Raw genomic sequence first — 18,320 nt, 5'->3', positions numbered from 1 at the left:
TCGCCCCACGCTCAATAAATCCGCTCAAAAAAATTCGGTCCCGCGCAGTAATTCTTCCTGCTCAGGGGAAGCCGGCGATTGCGGCCCGTCAAACAGCGCCACGGTGCCGACCCAGATTACTTCGGCCACTTGATTCTCATGCGGCAGGGATTCGATACTGTGAGGAATATTCGCGTCGAAATGCAAGCTATCGCCGACACTCAGCACATAACTGTCTTTACCAACCGTGTAGCCGACTTGCCCGCTGAGCACGAAGATCATTTCATCGCCTTCGTGCGACACCATTTCCGATTTGTAGCCGGATGGCATGGTGAATTTCACCGAATGCACCTGGCTGCCGGGAAATACCGTCGATAACCGTTCGTATTTCACCCGTCCGCTGGCGACCGAATACGGCTGCCGCTGGCTGCGATAGGTATCGGGCCGCAATTGCGCGGGTTGTTTGATCAGGTCACCAATCGCCACGCCCAGCGCTTTGGCGATAACCACCAGCGAGGTGATCGACGGACTGGTCTGGCCGCGCTCAAGCTGCGAGATGAATCCCGCGGTCAATCCGGTTTCGGTCGCGACTTGCACCAGCGTCTTCTTGATAGCATGACGCCGCGCGCGGATCGATTTCCCCAGCTGTGGCATTTCCATTGTTTCTGTCTCCGGCCTGCATCTGGTATTTGTTCGTACTCATTTTCGTTACTTCCAAATCGATCAATGCGATCTTGGCCGCGTTAATTCACGAGTAACTTTTTAATATTTAGCGTCAGCACCGCGGCTGCCAATACCGCTGCGACTTCGCCAGTCAGGCGTCGGAAATTATAGTCACACTAAAATTTGAGTCAAGGATCTTTTTCAGATTACCTTAGAAGCTGGGGGCTGGCCAGAATCAGGGGCGGGCCTCAATCTTGCTTGAAAATGACGGCTGGCGGATGCATTTTCGGGTGACTTTACGTCTCAAACCGAGTATTTTCAATATGTCCATGATGCATTTTTCTTACTTTCCCTGACCAACCCTCATTCAAGAAGACAGACATGCCTATCAATCGCCGGAATTTCATCGCTCAAACCATTGCTGTCGGTTCACTGGTCGCAGTCGGCCCTGTATTTTCTCAAGAACCCGAGTCAACCGCCGCACGTATCAAACGCACAGGCAAGATACGACTGGGGGCAATCAACGGCGCCTCGCCGTATTTCACAAAGGATCTGGCTACCGGCGAATGGCGTGGCTTCATGGTGGATCTTGGCCGCGATCTTGCCAAATACCTCAAAGCCGAAGTTGAATGGGTCGAAACGACATGGGGCAATGCAGTACTGGACGTACAGACAAATAAAATCGATTGCCAGCTTGGCATGGCCCCATCTCCCGCGCGACGCGAAGTAGTTGATTTTTCCGGTCCGATTTTCCAAAACTACAACACGGTCGTCGCCAGGAAGGGGTTCAATTTTGAACGATGGGAGCAGCTCAACACACCTAGCGTCAAGGTGGCGGTGGATGTCGGATCGAGCCACGATCAGCTGGTGACCCGGATATTGCCGAAGGCGACCATATTGCGATTTGAAACCTCTGCCGCCGCCACCATGGCGCTGCAATCGGGTCGCGTCGATTGCCAGGTGTTGGTGATTCTGCTGTCGACTGCGCTGCTGACCAAGTTGCCGAACATCGGTCATATCGTATTCCCGTCTCCCGACGAAACCAACCCGACCAATGTCGGTATTCGCAAGCAGACTGATCAGACCTTCACCAATTCAGTGAATGCCTGGCTGGACCAAGCCAGAGCCTCAGGAAAAGTGAAAAATACCATCCTCTCCAATATGCAAGCCCTGGTCGGCGTGCCGCCAACCGCATTTCCACCCCAAGTTCACTTTTAAGTTGTGAGGCAGGCATGTACCAGTGGGATTTTCATACGCTTTGGCAGTACAGGAATATCATTTTCGTTGGTTTTGGCTACACCGTCGGTTACACCATCATCGTCGTCATACTGGGGTTGCTGGTTGGTCTGATTACCGGTCTGTGCCGGCTGTCGCCCAAGGTATACATATCGGGACCGTTCCGGGCTTATGTAGAACTGTTCAGATGCACGCCGGTACTGGTGCAGCTGATCTGGTTTTATTACGCACTGCCCATATTGACCGGCATTGAACTGACGCCCGGCATGGCGGCGGTGCTGTCATTGACCTTATATGGCGGCGCCTTCTATTCTGAAATCATCCGCGGCGGCGTGATTTCAATCGACCCGGGGCAAACGGAAGCCGGCATGGCGTTAGGCATGACGCATTTCCAGCTGATGCGAAGAGTGGTGTTGCCTCAGGCATTCAAACGGATGACGCCGCCGCTGGTCAGTCAATCCATCATGCAACTGAAAAATACCTCGCTGTTATCGGTTCTGGCTGTACCGGACCTGCTGTATCAAGGGCAAATCATCGCCCACGATACTTATCGGCCGCTGGAAATCTACTCGCTGATTGCGATTCTGTATTTTGCGATTTTGCTGCCTGCGACGATTTTGGCAAAGCGGCTTGAAGTGAAAATGTCTGATGGCAGGGGAACATAGCAATGAATAGTGAAATGAATGGTGAAATGAGCGCGAAATGATTTCAATCCACAATCTTAAGAAATGTTTTGGCGATAACGTCGTACTAAAAGACATTTCCCTGCAGATCGACAAAGGCTCCGTGGTAGCGATGATCGGACCCTCAGGATCTGGCAAGTCGACTTTACTGCGTTGTATCAATCTGCTCACGATTCCGGACGCCGGCATCGTCAATGTCGGCGGCCAGTCGATCACGTTCGACGGCAAAAACACGACGCTGCCGAAAGCCCGTGATCTGGCGAAATTCCGTTCCAAGACTGGCATGGTTTTCCAGCACTTCAACCTGTTCCCGCATATGACAGTCCAGCAGAACGTCATGGAGGGCATGGTTACGGTGCTGAAGACACCGAAACATGAAGCCCGGATTGCAGCCGACGCCCTGCTGCAGCGGGTTGGATTGAGCGATCGCGCGGACGCTTATCCCAGCATGTTGTCGGGCGGGCAGAAGCAACGGGTCGCCATCGCCAGGGCGCTAGCCATGAAGCCTGACGTGATGCTGTTCGACGAAGCCACTTCTGCGCTGGATCCTGAACTTGTGGGTGAAGTGCTGAACGTCATACGGTCGCTGGCATCGGACGGCATGACCATGATCCTGGTCACTCATGAAATAGCATTTGCAAGAGAAGTCGCCGACCAGGTGATTTTCATGCGGGACGGCGTCGTGGTCGAATCCGGGCCACCGGCTATTGTCATCGACAACCCGGAGAAAGATGCTACGCGCAGCTTCCTGTCACGCTTCAAGAATAGCGGGCAGTAGATACTACTAATAAAAAAAGGAAACAGCTTGAATTCAACTGCCAGCCAGCCCGCTGCCTTGCGCGTGGTAGTCATTGGCGCAGGTATTGTCGGCGCCGCGTGCGCCATCGAATTGCTGCGCGACGGCCACCATGTCACGCTGCTTGACCCGGGCGAACCTGGCGGGACGCAGGCCACCAGTTACGGTAACGCGGCGTGGCTAAGTCCGGCTTCGGTGGTGCCGGTTTCGATGCCGGGCTTATGGAAAAAAATACCCGGATATCTGTTCGATAAAAGCAGTCCGCTGACAATCCGCTGGAGCGCACTGCCGTCGCTACTGCCGTGGCTGATCAGGTTCATCTGGGCTGGCGCCAGCGTGGCCCGCGTTGAAGCCACGGCACGTGCGCTGTCCGCCCTGCTCCAAGATGCGCCTGCCCGGCATCGCGCACTCGCGCAAGAAGCCGGCGTAGCGGAACTGATTGTGAGCAGCGGCCTACTTTACGCCTACCCTGACCGTACCGCTTTCGATGCCGAAGCACTGGCCTGGCGTTTGCGACGCGACAATGGCGTCAGCTGGAAGGAACTGGATGCGCAGGCAATCAGCGAACTGGTGCCCGAACTTGACCGCAGATATCAATTCGGAATCCTGGTGGAGCAAGGTGCTCACTGTGCCGACCCGGGAGCCTATGTTTCTGCGCTGGTTCGTCATGCGCTAACGCAAGGCGCCAATCTGCATCGCGCCAAGGCTTCGGGGTTTGATCTGCGAAATGGCCGCTTGCACGCCGTCATTACCGACATCGGCGAACTCGCCTGCGACCGCGCTGTCATCGCCGCCGGCATCCACTCGAAAATCCTGGCCAGATCGGCAGGCGACAAGATCGTCATGGAAAGCGAACGCGGATATCACGTCGTCATAGAAAATCCGCCGTTCAAACTGGCCCTACCGGTAATGCCAAGCGACGCCAAGACCGGTAATACATCAACGTTGGCAGGTCTGCGCATTGCCGGGCAAGTGGAACTGACCAGAATGCAGGCCGCACCAGACTGGACGCGAGCTGAAACCCTGTTACGTCACGCAGTGGCGACATATCCCGCACTTGCGGCATCAACCAAGACTGCCGTGATCCAGCGCTGGATGGGGCACCGGCCGTCAACCACCGATGGCCGGCCAGTGCTCGGAGCGGCGTCTGGCTGCCGGGACGTGATTCACGCTTTTGGACATGGCCACATCGGCCTGGCTTCGGGACCGGTTTCCGGCCGGCTGGTAGCTGATCTCATCTCCGGTCGGCCCACCGTTATCGATCCGGCGCCTTATGCGGTAAAACGCTTCTTGTAACTTCAGGAGAAAACATGATCATTCGCGGCGGACGCGCCATATATGGCGAGAGTGTCGGCATTCTTGTGCTGGACACGAAGTTTCCGAGGATTCCCGGTGATATCGGCAATGCCACCACGTTTGATTTTCCGGTGCGCTATAAGGTGGTGCAAGGGGCAAAGGCGGACCAGATCGTTGCGGCGCCGGATCGGGCACGCGCGCTACTGCCGGCATTTATTAAGGCTGCCAAAGAACTGGAAAACGATGGCGTACGCGCAATCACCACTACCTGCGGCTTCCTTACCGTAGTCCAGGATGAAATCGCCGAGGCGGTGAACGTGCCGGTGATTACGTCAAGCCTGTTCCTGGTTCCGCTGCTGCGGCGCATGCTCGGGCCCAAGCGCACGATTGGCATCGTCACCGCCGATGCGCAAAACCTGTCCGCCGACCATTTGCGCGCTGCGGGTATCGATCCCGGCTGGCGGCTATTGGTACGAGGCATGGAATCATGCGAGTCTTTCAAAACCATCCTCGGCACAACGGACACCGCCACCAATCCCGATTATTCCCTGGATGTTGAACAAACCAGCCGCGACGTCACAGGCGTGTGCCAGGCAATGCTGGCCGAAGCGCCTGATCTGGGCGCACTCCTGTTTGAATGCACGAACCTGCAACCGTACGCCGCGGCGGTGCAAACCGCCACCGGGTTGCCCGTCTTCGGCATCTATCACGTCGTCAACATGCTTCACTCTGCTGCGGTATCGCCTGGTTTTTCACACGGCTATCTGTGATTTTTACAACACCTGATTCCTGGAAAAATTTTCCAGGAGACCGGTGTAGGGTTTCGGCAAAGGAAAAGCCAGGTCGCGCCGCTTGCCCGTCTTAAGGCCAAGCTGCACCAGGCTTTCCGCCAGTTTTACCGCAACTGTCACGCCATCGATCACAGCGATGCCAAGTTCGCTTTCAATCTTTTTGCAAAGATCGGTCATGCCTGCGCAACCCAGCACGATGCTGTCAACCTTATCTTGCAGCATCGCCTGGCGACATTCTGCGAGGATGATGCGGTAAGCATCTGAACCGGGTTGTTCCAGATCCAGCACATTCAATGCGCAGGCACGCACTTTGCGACAAAAGCGCTGCATGCCATACATCTCGGCCAGATGCCAGGCGATGCCGCAGGTTCGCTCAAGCGTGGTGACCACGCTGAAACTGTTGCCGATCAGGCTCGCTGCGTGCATCGCCGCTTCGGCGATGCCGATCACCGGGCCACGCGCTGCTTCACGCGCGGCATACAAACCGGGATCGCCGAAGCAGGCGATCACATAGGCATCGACAGCATCCGCTTCGCCTTTCCTGATTTCATCCAGGATGCCCGGCACGCTCAACGCCTCATCGTAATGGCTTTCAATCGATGCCGGCCCCATGCCGGGGCTGACCGCTACAATTTCAGTACCCGCAGCGGCCACTCGGCGCGCGCATAGACCGATTTTCTCGGTCATGCTCCACGTTGTGTTGGGATTGATGATTTTAATTTTCAAAATCAGACACCCGCCGTTCCCGCACCTGTCACCCCCGCCGCAGGTACTCCTTGCTTGACGCTGATGGTCCAATAAATCACCAGTCCGCAACCCATGCCGATGAACCAGGTGAAATTGGCCAGGCTGCCAAGGGAAGGCAGCAATACGCACAGAATTGGAATCACAGCCGAAGGAATCAACGCCACGATGGCTTTTGGGTTGTAGCCGTTGCGATACCAATAGGCGCCCTTCGGGTCCATTGTGTACAGGTCATCGACGATTACGCGCTGTTTCTTCACCAGGTAGAAATCGGCAATCAGAATCCCGAACAACGGGCCGATGAAAGAACCCAGGATATCGAGCGTGTAATGAATCACTTGCGGGTTGTTGAACAAATTCCATGGCGTGATGAATATCGAGGCGACTGCGGCGATCATGCCGCCCATGCGCCAGCTGATCCGTTTTGGCGCCACATTGGAAAAATCGAATGCCGGCGAAACAAAGTTGGCGACGATGTTGATGCCGACCGTAGCAATCATGAAAGTCAGGCCGCCCAATACCACCGCGAAGGTGCTGTCGATATGGCCGACCATTTCGACCGGATCGGTGATCAACTTGCCATACAGCGGCAAGGTGGCGGCGATGCAGACTACGGTCAGCAGGGAAAACCCGAGGAAGTTGACCGGCAAGCCCCAGAAATTCCCCATCTTTACCGATTTGAAATCCTTGCCGTAACGCGAGAAATCGCCAAAGTTAAGCATCGGTCCGGAGAAATACGACACAACCAGCGCAATGGCATTAATCATGATCGGAATGGCTGCCGTGCCGCTGTATTTGATGCCGCCCAGGTTCAGGTCGATATTGCTCCAGCCGGCTTTGCTGATCAGCCAGATCGCCAGCAAGAACATCACCGCATACACTGCGGGGCCGGCCCAGTCGATGAATTTGCGGATCGCGTCCATGCCGGTCCAGAATACGATAGCTTGCAACACCCACATCACCATGAAACCAAGCCATCCGAGGTAAGACAGGCCGACAAAGCCGTATTGCCTGACGTCGGCATAGACTGCCATCTCGGGGGAAAACTTGAGCACGATCAGCAGGAATGCGCCGGATGCAAGATAGGTCTGGATGCCGTACCAGGCCACCGCAATCAGTCCACGGATAATGGCCGGGATATTCGCCCCCAACACGCCGAAAGTGGTACGGCAGATGACCGGATAGGGAGCACTTGTCACCTGGCTAGGCTTGGCCACCAGGTTGGCGAAGAATTGCACGATCATGATGCCGATCAGAAGCGACGCCAGCACTTGCCAACTACCCAAGCCGAGCGCGAACAAGCTGCCGGCGGTTACGTAACCGCCCACGCTGTGCACGTCCGACATCCAGAATGCAAAAATATTGTAGCTGCCCCAGGTTTGTTTTTTCAACGGCGCCAGGTCTTCATTGGTCAGCCTGTCGTCATACGAAGGCTTGATAACTGCATTGTGCTTTTCCATCGTGACTCCTGATTAGTCTATGACGTGAACATGACAAACGATCAAAACAAATGGCGGATGCCAAGCGCGAGCGCGGCCTGGCTTTGATTGGCGAAGCCACCGCCGATCGCGGTGGAGTCTGTGCCGACCAGTGATTCGGAAGCGCCGCCGGCATTGCTGAGATAGGCAATATTGGCGATCAGGCTGGTACGTTTCGACAAGCTGTAGATGCCCAGCAAGCGGTAGACCTTGCTGTCATTCGAGAGCGTTGTATTCTTGCGATAGATGACGTCAGCCGAACCGGTGAACACAGGCGTGAATGCATAATCCAGGCCAGCCTCGACCGCATAGGCCTTCCTGGCTGTCATTGACGGGATCGACTGGAATAGGCCGGGACCGGAAATATCGCTGTGCGCGTAGCCCAGCCGCGTAGTGACCGCGCCGAAACCATAGCTGGCGCCGAGTGTCGTCAACTTGTAGGTACTGTCAGCACTGGCACTGCCGACAACGCCTGCGCCCTGTTCGTGATCGTAGGTCGCAGCCAGCAGTAACGGCCCTTGCTGGTACCTGGCTGCAAGGTTGTACACCTGACCGGTGCGGAGGCTGCCCGCAGCTTCACCAAATCCAAGCATTGCGCCGCCCTGGAAGCCACTCATCGCCGGCGACACGTACTTGACGGTGTTGTTGTAAATTTCACTGACGGCGTCGAATTCAGAAAATTTGAAAATCGAACCCGAGTTATAGCCGCCTTTGAAAATGCTCCCTACCAGCCAGTCATCGTTGAAATTCCATTGCTTACCAACGGTCAAGGTGCCGGCCGAACTTGCAAGTCCGACTAATGAATTGCGGGAAAACAGCTGCCCGCTGGCAGATTGCGCGCCGTTGCCCGGATTGAAGCCGGCCTGCAAGTTGAAAATAGCCTTCAGACCTCCGCCCAAGTCTTCCTTGCCGCTAAAGCCGACATTAGAGACGCCAAGAATGCTGTCCGCTTCGCCCACCTTGCTCTGTGCGCCATTGCCGGCATTGCGCGCATAAGAAATCCCGGTATCGATCACGCCGGACACTGTCACGCTGGTCTGCGCAAAAACGCCTGCCGTCATGCTCAACAAACCAATTGCTGCTCCCAGCTTGCATAAAGGGTTCATCTCTATCCTTATCTGTATTTGTATGGTTGCCAATCCGCTACTGCCATCCGGCAGGCACGACCAGATTGATCGCTGCAAGACGCCAGTTCCCCCTGTCGGCCAAAGGCCTGGAAAGTTTTCACAATCAGATTAATGATTGTGCACAATCCTGAATTGGCAATAAGCTAGAACCGTGCCAAGAGATCCCATCACAATGCTTTGGAGGAATGGACCATAGGTAAACCAGACTATTATGGGACGCATGAACGCACCACTAATTTGGCGATCCTGATACCTATACGACGCACAAATTGCGTGCGAAAGCAGCCATTTTTGTGCGAATGCCTCGCAATGGCGCATTTTTTTGAGGTGTCAGGCAAAGCGGAAGAAGTGTGATATTCGGCAAAAAATACCTGTCGTGCAGAACTGGGACTTAAGATTTATACTGTAGCAACACCTCGAAAAAGATCCGGCGATTTATGTATAAATTGTGCACAATATCGAATTCAAATCATTCTGAATTACTGCCGAACCGACTGATGGAGGCCGTGGCATGAGCGCCGTTTCCAGGATCCGGCAAGACGAATTGAGCAACGATGAAGTCGATGCCCGCATCCACCTCTCCATCATCAACGCCATCCTCGACCATCAATTACCACCCGGAACACGCTTGGTCGAAGCGCCGCTATGCGAAGCATTCGGCGTCACGCGCGGTACGTTAAGACGGGTTTTCGTGAAATTGGCGCATGAGCGCGTGATCGATTTGCAGCCGAATCGCGGTGCCGTGATCGCCATGCATGACGTCAAGGAAGCACGTGAAGTGTTTGAAGCGCGCGGCATCCTCGAAAGCGGCTCGGTAAAAAGCCTGGCCGCCAAGCACAAGACATTGCCGGAGCTGCGCGCGCTGGTAAAAAAAGAACACGCGCTGCGCGAACAAGGCAATTGGGGAGACTGGATCCGCCTCTCAGGCGAGTTCCATATCAAGCTTAGCGAAGCCAATCAAAACAATATCGTGAGCGGCTACCTGCGCACCCTGATTGCCCGCACTTCCTTGCTGATAGGTTTGTATGAAACGCCGAAGCGCAATAGCTGCTCAGCCGACGAACACACTGGGATACTGGATGCGATCGAGCAAGGCGACGCGGAACGCGCCGCCAGGTTAATGGAACACCATCTCGGCGAATACGCCTCCGAACTGCTGACCGAGACGGATCAGCCCAAGGAAGTCGATTTCGCCAAGTTGTTCTCGCCCGTGCGTGCGGGCTGATATCTTGTCGTTTTTAGCGGCTGTGTTTAGCGATCACTTTTTAACGATCACTTGCCGCTATTGGCGTCATCGTCGAGACTTCGCAAGAATTGCATTTTCTCGGCAATCTTGGATTCCACGCCGCGCGGCACCGGCTGGTACCAGCCCGGATCGCCGATGCCATCGGGCAGATAGGTTTCGCCAGCCGCATAGGCATGCGGCTCAGTGTGCGCATAGCGATACTCGTGACCGTAACCGAGTTCCTTCATCAGCTTGGTCGGCGCATTTCTCAGGTGCACCGGCACCTCTCTCGATTTGTCATTCCTGACAAACGCCATAGCTTGATTGAAGGCGTTGTAACCGGCATTGCTTTTGGCTGCCACAGCCAGATAAATCACCGCCTGGCCCAGCGCCAATTCCCCCTCCGGCGAGCCTAACCGCTCATAAGTTGCCGCTGCATCGGTCGCAATCTGCATCGCGCGCGGATCGGCCAGGCCGATGTCTTCCCAGGCCATGCGGATGATCCGGCGCGACAGGTATTTGGGGTCGGCGCCGCCGTCCAGCATGCGGCACAACCAATACAGCGCACCGTCAGGACTGGAACCGCGCACCGATTTGTGCAAGGCCGAGATCTGATCGTAGAAATTGTCGCCGCCCTTGTCGAAACGGCGCGCATTCAGGGTAAGCGCATTTTGCAGGAATTCTGCGGTCACTTGTGTCACGCCCGAAGCCTTGATCGCGCTGCCGCTCTGCTCCAGCAAATTGAGTAATCGACGTGCATCACCGTCGGCATAGCCGATCAGGGTATCGACGGCGGCGTCGTCAAACTGCAGATGCGACAACACCCGCTCCTGCGCGCGTGCCAGCAACTGTTTCAGCTCATCCTCGCTCAGCGCCTGCAGTACATACACTTGCGCCCGCGACAGCAAAGCGGAGTTGACTTCAAACGAAGGGTTTTCGGTAGTGGCGCCAATGAAGGTTACCAGGCCCGATTCTGCATACGGCAGCAAGGCATCCTGCTGCGATTTATTGAAACGATGAATTTCATCGACGAACAAGATTGTATGTTTGCCCTGCGCCAGGTATTGCTGCGCCTGCTCCATCGCAGCCCGGATATCCTTGACGCCCGAAAACACTGCCGACAACGGGATGAATTCACAGTCGAAGGCATTCGCAGTCAGGCGCGCCAGCGTGGTCTTGCCGACACCGGGCGGCCCCCACAAAATCATGGAATGCGGTTTGCCCGATTCAAACGCCAGCCGCAGCGGCTTACCTGCACCCAGCAAATGGCTCTGCCCAATCACCTCGTCCAGGGTCGCCGGACGCAGCGCTTCGGCCAATGGTGGAGTGGGTTCTACTTTGAAGAGATCGGACATAGGGATGATTCGGTGAAAAATGTTCGTTGTTTGGATGCGGATGCGCATCGACGACATAGTGATCTGGGGTCAGAGTCAACTTTCGCGGGCTTTATCGCGAAACTTGACTCTGACCCCACATCACGGCTTCGGAGAAAGGCAAGTCACTTATCGCCGGTTTGTTTCTTTGTGTTTTACTGCTTCTGCTCCGTGGTCCACTAACCGGGGTCTTCGGCGCAAAAATGGCGATTATGAGAGAATCGCTGTCGATTTTGTCCAGAAACCAATTTCCGCCACTCCATGCCTTTTGTCGTCACCGATTCCTGCATCCGTTGCAAATACACCGACTGCGTCGATGTCTGCCCTATGGACTGCTTTCGACAAGGGCCGAATTTCCTGGTGATCGTTCCGGACAACTGTATCGACTGCTCGATGTGCGTGCCGGAATGTCCGGTCGGCGCGATCTATAACGAAATCGACCTGCCCGACGAGCAACGCCATTTCATCGAAATCAACGCCCGCCTGGCCACTCATCCGGACTGGAAACCGATCACCCGCTCACAAGCGCCGCTGCCTGACCATGAAACCTGGCGCGAAGTCGCCAATAAGCTGGAATTCCTTAAACTGGCGTAACGTGGGCACAAATGCGTGCCCACCCTACTCAACTACATTATTGATTCAATACGTCCGCGCCCTTAGGCACGACGAACTTGAACTGCCCGGGAGACAGTGACGGATTCTTGACGAAGTTCTTGAACGTCAGCAGCGAAACCTGGCCAAATGAATCGCGCAATTCCATCGCCTGCGGCAAACCATCCTTCAAGCCGATGCCAATATGATCGAAGGTAGTGTCCTTGGCTTTGGGCGTCGCCTCCAGCCATTCCATGCCATCCTTGACCTGGCCTTCTTTCAGCACGAAATTTTTCTCCAGGTCGTTACTGCCGAACAGAATCGCCGCCGGCGACGAACCTAACGCATTGCCCAGGCTCTTGGTGGTGACCTGGTTCAGATCCTTGTCGTAGATATACAGCTTGTCGCCGTCGGCTTGCAACACCTGTTCGTACGGCTTTTGGTAAGTCCAGATGAACTTGCCCGGCCGGGCGAAGATAAAAATGCCACTGGAAGTACTGGTCACCTTCGGCGCCTTGCCGGCGTCGATTTTCACCAGTTGCTGCGAGAACTCGCCCTTGGCCGATTGCGTGCTGCTGACGAAGGACTTGAACTGTTCCAGCGCACTGGCGTTGGCCAGCGACGGCAGCATGGCCATGGTCAACGACAAGCCGACGATCAAACGCCCCGATTTGAATTTCGCAAACATGTTGCTTTTCTTGCTGCCGATGATACTGGCGGTAATTTTCTTTTGCATATTTTTGCTCCGTATTACTCCGTATTGCTATTACCAGCCGGCACCAGGATTTCCCGGTTGCCATTGGATTGCATGGTTGAGACCAGCCCGCTTGTTTCCATTTGTTCCAGCAAGCGCGCCGCACGGTTGTAGCCGATGCGCAAATGGCGCTGTACCAGCGAAATCGAAGCACGCCGGTTCTTCAGCACCACCGCCACCGCCTGGTCATACAGTTCGTCGCCTTCGGTGCCGCCGGCAGCTGCGCCGCCGATCGCGCCGTCGCCGCCATCTTCCAGCACGCCGCCTTCGAGTATCCCTTCGATGTAATTCGGCTCGCCTTGCTCCTTCAGGTAATCAACTACCCGATGCACTTCCTCATCCGAAACAAACGCGCCATGCACGCGGATCGGCAAACCTGTGCCCGGCGGCATGTACAGCATGTCGCCCATGCCGAGCAGCGCTTCCGCCCCCATCTGGTCGAGAATCGTACGCGAGTCGATCTTGCTGCTGACCTGGAACGCGATCCGGGTCGGCACGTTGGCCTTGATCAGGCCGGTGATTACGTCTACAGATGGGCGCTGCGTCGCCAGAATCAAGTGGATGCCGGCGGCGCGTGCTTTTTGGGCAATACGCGCGATCAGTTCTTCCACCTTCTTGCCGACGACCATCATCAGGTCGGCCAGCTCGTCGATGATGACCACGATGGTCGGCAATTTTTCCAGCGGTTCCGGCGCGTCCGGCGTCAGGCTGAACGGGTTCGGTATTTTCTCTTCGCGCTTGTCGGCTTCGGTGATCTTCTGGTTGTAACCGGTCAGGTTACGCACACCCATTTTCGACATCAGCTTGTAACGGCGCTCCATCTCGTTGACCGCCCAGTTCAGCGCATGGCCGGCCTGGCGCATGTCGGTCACCACCGGCGCCAGCAAATGCGGAATGCCTTCGTAAATCGACAGTTCCAGCATTTTCGGATCGATCAGGATCAGGCGCACCTGGTTCGGATCTGATTTGTAGAGCAAGGACAGGATGGTGGCGTTGATGCCCACCGATTTACCCGAACCGGTAGTACCAGCCACCAGCAAGTGCGGCATCTTGGCCAGATCCGCCACCACCGGATGGCCGGCGATATCCTTGCCGAGCGCGATGGTGAGGCTGGAGACGCCGTCGTTATACACCTTGGAACCGAGAATCTCGGTCAGACGCACAATTTGACGTTTAGGGTTAGGCAACTCCAGGCCCATGAACATCTTGCCGGGAATCACTTCCACCACGCGGATCGAAGTCAGCGACAGCGAGCGCGCCAGATCGCGCGCCAGGCCGACAATCTGGCTGCCCTTGACTCCGGTTGCCGGCTCGATTTCGTAGCGGGTAATCACCGGTCCGGGATAAGCAGCCACTACCTTGACCTGCACCCCGAAATCGGAAAGCTTCTTCTCGATCAGGCGGCTGGTGAATTCCAGCGTTTCGACGCTCACTGTCTGCTGCTGCGGCGGCGCTTCATCCAGCAGCGACAGCGGCGGCAGGTTGGTGTCCGGCAGATCCGTGAACAAGGCGCTTTGTTTTTCTTTCTCGACCCGTTCCGATTTCGGTACCGCGACGATTTGCGGCTCTATCCTGATCGGCGGCGCCACCACTATCTTGGCGCGTTCCTGGACTACCACCTCTTCACGCTTGACGGCAGCAACCTGCCCTACCTTGCGGTCTTCGCGGGCCACATACAAATCCTTCAGCCACAGCACGCCATTTTCAATGCCGGCGCCGATGCGCTCCGCCACTGTCAGCCATGAGACATGGAAAAACAGGCTGATGCCCAGCGCAATCAGCAATAGCAAAAATAAAGTGGAACCGGTGAAACCCAGGGCGGTTTGCGCGCCGCTGCCGATCAATTGGCCCAGGACCCCGCCTGGCGCACGCGGCAGCTGCATGTGCAGCGTCGACATGCGGGTGTATTCGATGCCCATGCTGCCGATCAAGATCAAGACGAAGCCGGCGCCGCGGATCAATCCTTCCTGATGATGTTCCGGCTCCCCTTTTTTATCGACCAGGAAACGCTGCGAAATGCGCTTGTAGCCTTGCCACAAGGTGCGCAACAGCAGCGCGCACCACCACCATGCGGAAGCGCCGAACACGAACAACATGAGATCGGACAGCCAGGCGCCGACACGGCCGCCCCAATTGTGCAGATGCGGCACCACATTGGCGTGCGACCAGCCGGGATCGGATTTCGAGTAACTGGCGAAAATGATGATCAGATAGGCTGTGACGACTGCATAAGCGATCCAGCGCGCTTCATACAAAAGCCGGACCAGACGGCTCGGCAGCGGCTGCGCTTCCTGCGGTTTGGTGTTGCGGGTATAGGCTTGGCTTGTTCTAGTCATAAATCCGGTGAGTGTTGCTACGTTGTTGCTACGTTGTTATATCTTGACAGTTACTGCTCGACAATTACTGCTCGATGGTTACAGATTGCTGCTCAGCATGTAACCGTAAGTTGAAATTATGCACCCAATACCTATATATATAACCAGTGTTTGATGTTTCCAATTGAAACATAGACAAAAGAGCAGGATCGGCGGGCATGGAATTTTGATGCACCGCACACGTGTAGACTATAATCTTACCGAGTTTTTGCACCCAATTTGATGATCTTGACAATATTTATCCGCTACCCGCGATAAATCCGCTGTCATGATCAGTTACCTGATATCTGTTACCTGAGGGCACACATGACCACTACCAAACCCGCCAAGCACGCCCATGTCTTGATTCTCGGCTCCGGACCTGCCGGCTACAGCGCCGCTGTCTACGCCGCCCGCGCCAACCTGAACCCGGTGCTGATTACCGGCGTCGAGCAAGGCGGACAACTGATGACCACTACCGACGTCGAGAACTGGCCCGGCGATCCGCACGGCGTGCAAGGTCCGGAACTCATGCAACGCCTGCTCAAACACGCAGAAGAATTCAAGACAGAAATCATTTTTGATCATATCCACACCACCAAATTATCGGAAAAACCATTTCGCCTGATCGGCGACTCCGGTGAGTACACCTGCGACGCCCTGATCATCGCCACCGGCGCCTCGGCACAATACCTCGGCTTGCCGTCGGAAGAAGCCTTCATGGGCAAAGGCGTGTCCGCCTGCGCCACCTGCGACGGATTCTTCTACCGCGGCCAGGAAGTCGCCGTGGTCGGCGGCGGCAATACCGCGGTCGAAGAAGCGCTGTACCTGTCCAACATCGCCAGCAAGGTCACCCTGATCCATCGCCGCGACAAGTTCCGCGCCGAGCCGATCCTGGTCGACCGCCTCAATGCTAAAGTGGCCGAGGGCAAGATCGTCATCAAGTACAACCACACGCTGGATGAAGTCACCGGCGACGCCAGCGGCGTCACCGGCATCAACATCAAGTCGACCGCCGACGGCAGCATCACGCCGATCACGCTGCACGGCGTCTTCATCGCCATCGGCCACAAACCGAACACCGAGATTTTCGACGGCCAGCTGGTAATGCACAATGGCTACATCAAGACCAAAACCGGTCTCGAAGGCATGGCCACCGCCACCAGCGTGCCAGGCGTGTTTGCCGCCGGCGACGTCCAGGACCACATCTATCGCCAAGCCATCACCAGCGCCGGCACCGGCTGTATGGCGGCGCTGGATGCACAGCGCTTCCTGGAAGACTAAAGCGTTACACTGTTAACCGGGATCGGGATTTTTATTCTTTCGATTCCACGATTCCGACTCCGGTTAGCAGTCCTGCAAAACTCGTAGAACCACACATCATGGCCGGCCCGATCAAGGACTTCAACGCTCTCAAGTCGATGCGCAAGGAACTCAAGGCGCAGGACGAAGCACGTCAGGCCGCTGCCGCCGAACGCCTGCGCCGCGAACAGGAAGCACTACGCGACGCCGATATCTTTCGCAGCAGCATAGGCAACGTCAAGCCACTGACCGTACCACCCAAATTCACTCCCAGCGTGCCGCGCCCGCTGCCGATCGCGCGCCAGCATCTGGCGGACGAACAAGCAGCGCTGCAAGAGTCGCTGTCGGACGATTTCACCATCGAAACCCTGCTGCACAGCGACGAATCGCTCAGCTTTGCCCGCAATGGCATCGGCCCCGATGTCATGCGCAAGCTGCGGCGCGGCCACTGGACCATCCAGCAACAGCTCGACCTGCACGGCTTGCGGCGCGAAGAAGCACGCGAAGCCCTGGCCGAATTCCTGCGCCTGGCTGCCAAGCGCGGCTGGCGCTGCGTCCGCATCATCCACGGCAAGGGACTCGGCTCGGTCAACAAGGAACCGGTGTTGAAATCCAAAGTCCGCAACTGGCTGGTGCAGAAGGAAGAAGTACTGGCCTTCTGCCAGGCCACTGCCGCGGAAGGCGGTTCCGGCGCCTTGCTGGTGCTGCTCAAGGGCCAGCCCGCCTCATGACGCCCTTCTGCCGCCTCTCGTTAAAACAAACCCAACTGACCTGACAGCAGGTCTTTTTCCGGTGGCACATACGGCCGCCGGAAGCGGCTTGCATCCAGCGTCGCAAACGATCCGCGCTGCGCCATGCCGAACCGGATCAAGGCCTTTTCAAAGCGCTGCCGCAACAGATCCGCCCATACACCCTCGCCGCGCATGCGGGTAGCAAAATCGGCATCGTAATCGGCGCCGCCACGCATCTCGCGGATGCGATTCATCACGCGATTGGCGCGCTCAGGAAAATGCGCATCCAGCCAGTTCTTGAACAACGGATTCACCTCCCACGGCAAGCGCAACACGATGTAACTTGCGCGCACCGCACCGGCTTCGGCCGCTGCCTCTATCACCCGTTCCAGATCAGGTTCGGTGATAAACGGAATCATCGGGGCAATGCTGACGCTGACCGGAATACCCGCCTCGGCCAGCGTACGGATGGTGCGCAAACGCCGCGCCGGCGCGGCGGCACGCGGCTCCAGGGTACGAGCGATGGCTGGATCAAGCGTGGTGATGGTGACGGCCACCACCGCTTGCCGTTTAGCCGCCATGCCGGCCAGCAGGTCGATATCGCGCTCTATCAGGGATGACTTGGTAATCAAGGCGAGCGGATGTTCGCAATCGTGCAGCACTTGCAAGATGCGCCGGGTCAGTTTCAATTCACGCTCGCATGGCTGATAGGCGTCGGTATTGATGCCCAGCGCAATCGATTCCGGGATATAGGAAGGTTTGGCCAGCTCCCTGAGTAATACTTCAGGCGCGTTGACCTTGGCAAAAATCCGGCTCTCGAAATCCAGTCCGGGCGACAAACCCAGGTAGCTATGGGATGGCCGGGCGAAGCAGTAAATGCACCCATGTTCACATCCGCGATATGGGTTCAGTGACACATTGAATGGCAAATCCGGCGATGCATTACGGCTAAGGACGCTCTTTGCTTGTTCCTCGGTGACAACAGTCCGCACCGCTGCCGGCTCAAGCTGCCCGTCCTCGACGGTCCAGCCATCATCAAAATCCTCGCGCTGGGCGACTTCATAGCGACCTTGCATGTTGTTGGTCGCGCCACGGCCTTTGCGCGCTGCGCCTGGCGCCTGAAACTGGATCACCTGGGGTAAAGGTTTCTTTTGGAATTCTGACATCATGCCGCCAATTACTGTATGTATATACAGT

The 18,320-nt window shown here is 56.4% G+C and carries 17 protein-coding genes; 9 read left to right on the top strand and 8 right to left on the bottom strand.

The genetic code is table 11. The annotated features are described in order from the left end of the window. Positions 1–24: 24 nt before the first annotated feature. Complete coding sequence (locus tag BM205_RS12910; RefSeq protein WP_092415042.1) at positions 25–639, bottom strand: helix-turn-helix domain-containing protein; 615 nt, start codon at positions 637–639, stop codon at positions 25–27. 384 nt (positions 640–1,023) lie between these two features. Here BM205_RS12910 and BM205_RS12905 point away from each other — a divergent pair, with 384 nt between their 5' ends. Genes BM205_RS12905 through BM205_RS12885 form a run of 5 tightly spaced genes read left to right on the top strand, consistent with a single transcriptional unit; the run spans position 1,024 to position 5,423 of the window. Beyond that, positions 1,024–1,860 carry a transporter substrate-binding domain-containing protein gene (locus tag BM205_RS12905; protein WP_092415040.1) on the top strand — a complete coding sequence of 279 codons (837 nt, stop codon included), beginning with the start codon at positions 1,024–1,026 and terminating at the stop codon, positions 1,858–1,860. Positions 1,861–1,874: 14 nt separating this feature from the next. Beyond that, positions 1,875–2,543, top strand: coding sequence for an amino acid ABC transporter permease (locus BM205_RS12900; RefSeq protein ID WP_092415039.1), 669 nt, complete (start codon positions 1,875–1,877; stop codon positions 2,541–2,543). A gap of 37 nt (positions 2,544–2,580) precedes the next feature. Beyond that, the gene (locus BM205_RS12895) at positions 2,581–3,339 is read left to right on the top strand and encodes an amino acid ABC transporter ATP-binding protein (RefSeq protein ID WP_092415037.1); all 759 of its coding nucleotides are present in this window, start codon (positions 2,581–2,583) and stop codon (positions 3,337–3,339) included. A gap of 27 nt (positions 3,340–3,366) precedes the next feature. Next, complete coding sequence (locus BM205_RS12890) at positions 3,367–4,653, top strand: NAD(P)/FAD-dependent oxidoreductase (protein WP_217646045.1); 1,287 nt, start codon at positions 3,367–3,369, stop codon at positions 4,651–4,653. A 14-nt stretch (positions 4,654–4,667) separates the two neighbouring features. After that, positions 4,668–5,423, top strand: coding sequence for an aspartate/glutamate racemase family protein (locus BM205_RS12885; RefSeq protein ID WP_092415035.1), 756 nt, complete (start codon positions 4,668–4,670; stop codon positions 5,421–5,423). A gap of 3 nt (positions 5,424–5,426) precedes the next feature. Here the strand turns inward: BM205_RS12885 and BM205_RS12880 are convergent, their stop codons facing one another. From BM205_RS12880 to BM205_RS12870, 3 genes are read right to left on the bottom strand one after another with little or no spacing between them, the layout of a single operon-like run. Continuing rightward, positions 5,427–6,170 carry an aspartate/glutamate racemase family protein gene (locus BM205_RS12880; RefSeq protein WP_092415033.1) on the bottom strand — a complete coding sequence of 248 codons (744 nt, stop codon included), beginning with the start codon at positions 6,168–6,170 and terminating at the stop codon, positions 5,427–5,429. 2 nt (positions 6,171–6,172) lie between these two features. Next, positions 6,173–7,648 (bottom strand): NCS1 family nucleobase:cation symporter-1, encoded by a 1,476-nt coding sequence (locus tag BM205_RS12875; RefSeq protein WP_092415031.1) that lies wholly within the window; start codon positions 7,646–7,648, stop codon positions 6,173–6,175. Positions 7,649–7,689: 41 nt separating this feature from the next. Next, positions 7,690–8,772, bottom strand: coding sequence for a porin (locus tag BM205_RS12870; protein ID WP_217646044.1), 1,083 nt, complete (start codon positions 8,770–8,772; stop codon positions 7,690–7,692). Between the two features lie 532 nt (positions 8,773–9,304). On the opposite strand from BM205_RS12870, the gene BM205_RS12865 reads away from it, so the two are divergent. Next, positions 9,305–10,018, top strand: a complete 714-nt coding sequence (locus tag BM205_RS12865) for a GntR family transcriptional regulator (RefSeq protein ID WP_092415029.1) — start codon at positions 9,305–9,307, stop codon at positions 10,016–10,018. Positions 10,019–10,065: 47 nt separating this feature from the next. Here BM205_RS12865 and BM205_RS12860 read toward each other — a convergent pair whose 3' ends face one another. Beyond that, positions 10,066–11,373 carry a replication-associated recombination protein A gene (locus BM205_RS12860; RefSeq protein WP_092415027.1) on the bottom strand — a complete coding sequence of 436 codons (1,308 nt, stop codon included), beginning with the start codon at positions 11,371–11,373 and terminating at the stop codon, positions 10,066–10,068. Between the two features lie 279 nt (positions 11,374–11,652). Between BM205_RS12860 and fdxA the strand changes: the two genes are divergently transcribed. Continuing rightward, entirely contained in the window at positions 11,653–11,985 is a 333-nt protein-coding gene (gene fdxA, locus BM205_RS12855; protein WP_092415025.1) for a ferredoxin FdxA, read from the top strand. Between the two features lie 37 nt (positions 11,986–12,022). Here fdxA and lolA read toward each other — a convergent pair whose 3' ends face one another. Further along, entirely contained in the window at positions 12,023–12,718 is a 696-nt protein-coding gene (lolA, locus tag BM205_RS12850; RefSeq protein WP_092415023.1) for an outer membrane lipoprotein chaperone LolA, read from the bottom strand. 14 nt (positions 12,719–12,732) lie between these two features. Continuing rightward, the gene (locus tag BM205_RS12845) at positions 12,733–15,072 is read right to left on the bottom strand and encodes a DNA translocase FtsK (protein ID WP_092415021.1); all 2,340 of its coding nucleotides are present in this window, start codon (positions 15,070–15,072) and stop codon (positions 12,733–12,735) included. Between the two features lie 345 nt (positions 15,073–15,417). On the opposite strand from BM205_RS12845, the gene trxB reads away from it, so the two are divergent. Beyond that, complete coding sequence (gene trxB / locus BM205_RS12840) at positions 15,418–16,374, top strand: thioredoxin-disulfide reductase (protein ID WP_092415019.1); 957 nt, start codon at positions 15,418–15,420, stop codon at positions 16,372–16,374. A 98-nt stretch (positions 16,375–16,472) separates the two neighbouring features. Further along, the gene (locus tag BM205_RS12835; RefSeq protein ID WP_092415018.1) at positions 16,473–17,123 is read left to right on the top strand and encodes a Smr/MutS family protein; all 651 of its coding nucleotides are present in this window, start codon (positions 16,473–16,475) and stop codon (positions 17,121–17,123) included. A 20-nt stretch (positions 17,124–17,143) separates the two neighbouring features. On the opposite strand, the gene BM205_RS12830 is transcribed toward BM205_RS12835, so the two are convergent. Continuing rightward, positions 17,144–18,289, bottom strand: a complete 1,146-nt coding sequence (locus BM205_RS12830) for a PA0069 family radical SAM protein (protein WP_175511260.1) — start codon at positions 18,287–18,289, stop codon at positions 17,144–17,146. Positions 18,290–18,320: the final 31 nt, after the last annotated feature.

This window comes from Collimonas sp. OK307 (assembly GCF_900113705.1).
GTDB lineage: Bacteria > Pseudomonadota > Gammaproteobacteria > Burkholderiales > Burkholderiaceae_D > Collimonas.
The sequence above is the reverse complement of the archived record's forward strand: the minus strand, read 5'-3'. Positions and strand labels throughout refer to the sequence as shown.

Coding starts and splice junctions, on each gene's coding strand:
- BM205_RS12845 (WP_092415021.1), bottom strand. CDS start 15,072: ATGACTAGAACAAGCCAAGCCTATACCCGCAACACCAAACCGCAGGAA.
- BM205_RS12905 (WP_092415040.1), top strand. CDS start 1,024: ATGCCTATCAATCGCCGGAATTTCATCGCTCAAACCATTGCTGTCGGT.
- BM205_RS12860 (WP_092415027.1), bottom strand. CDS start 11,373: ATGTCCGATCTCTTCAAAGTAGAACCCACTCCACCATTGGCCGAAGCG.
- lolA (WP_092415023.1), bottom strand. CDS start 12,718: ATGCAAAAGAAAATTACCGCCAGTATCATCGGCAGCAAGAAAAGCAAC.
- BM205_RS12895 (WP_092415037.1), top strand. CDS start 2,581: ATGATTTCAATCCACAATCTTAAGAAATGTTTTGGCGATAACGTCGTA.
- BM205_RS12900 (WP_092415039.1), top strand. CDS start 1,875: ATGTACCAGTGGGATTTTCATACGCTTTGGCAGTACAGGAATATCATT.
- fdxA (WP_092415025.1), top strand. CDS start 11,653: ATGCCTTTTGTCGTCACCGATTCCTGCATCCGTTGCAAATACACCGAC.
- BM205_RS12830 (WP_175511260.1), bottom strand. CDS start 18,289: ATGTCAGAATTCCAAAAGAAACCTTTACCCCAGGTGATCCAGTTTCAG.
- BM205_RS12835 (WP_092415018.1), top strand. CDS start 16,473: ATGGCCGGCCCGATCAAGGACTTCAACGCTCTCAAGTCGATGCGCAAG.
- BM205_RS12865 (WP_092415029.1), top strand. CDS start 9,305: ATGAGCGCCGTTTCCAGGATCCGGCAAGACGAATTGAGCAACGATGAA.
- BM205_RS12910 (WP_092415042.1), bottom strand. CDS start 639: ATGGAAATGCCACAGCTGGGGAAATCGATCCGCGCGCGGCGTCATGCT.
- BM205_RS12875 (WP_092415031.1), bottom strand. CDS start 7,648: ATGGAAAAGCACAATGCAGTTATCAAGCCTTCGTATGACGACAGGCTG.
- BM205_RS12870 (WP_217646044.1), bottom strand. CDS start 8,772: ATGAACCCTTTATGCAAGCTGGGAGCAGCAATTGGTTTGTTGAGCATG.
- trxB (WP_092415019.1), top strand. CDS start 15,418: ATGACCACTACCAAACCCGCCAAGCACGCCCATGTCTTGATTCTCGGC.
- BM205_RS12885 (WP_092415035.1), top strand. CDS start 4,668: ATGATCATTCGCGGCGGACGCGCCATATATGGCGAGAGTGTCGGCATT.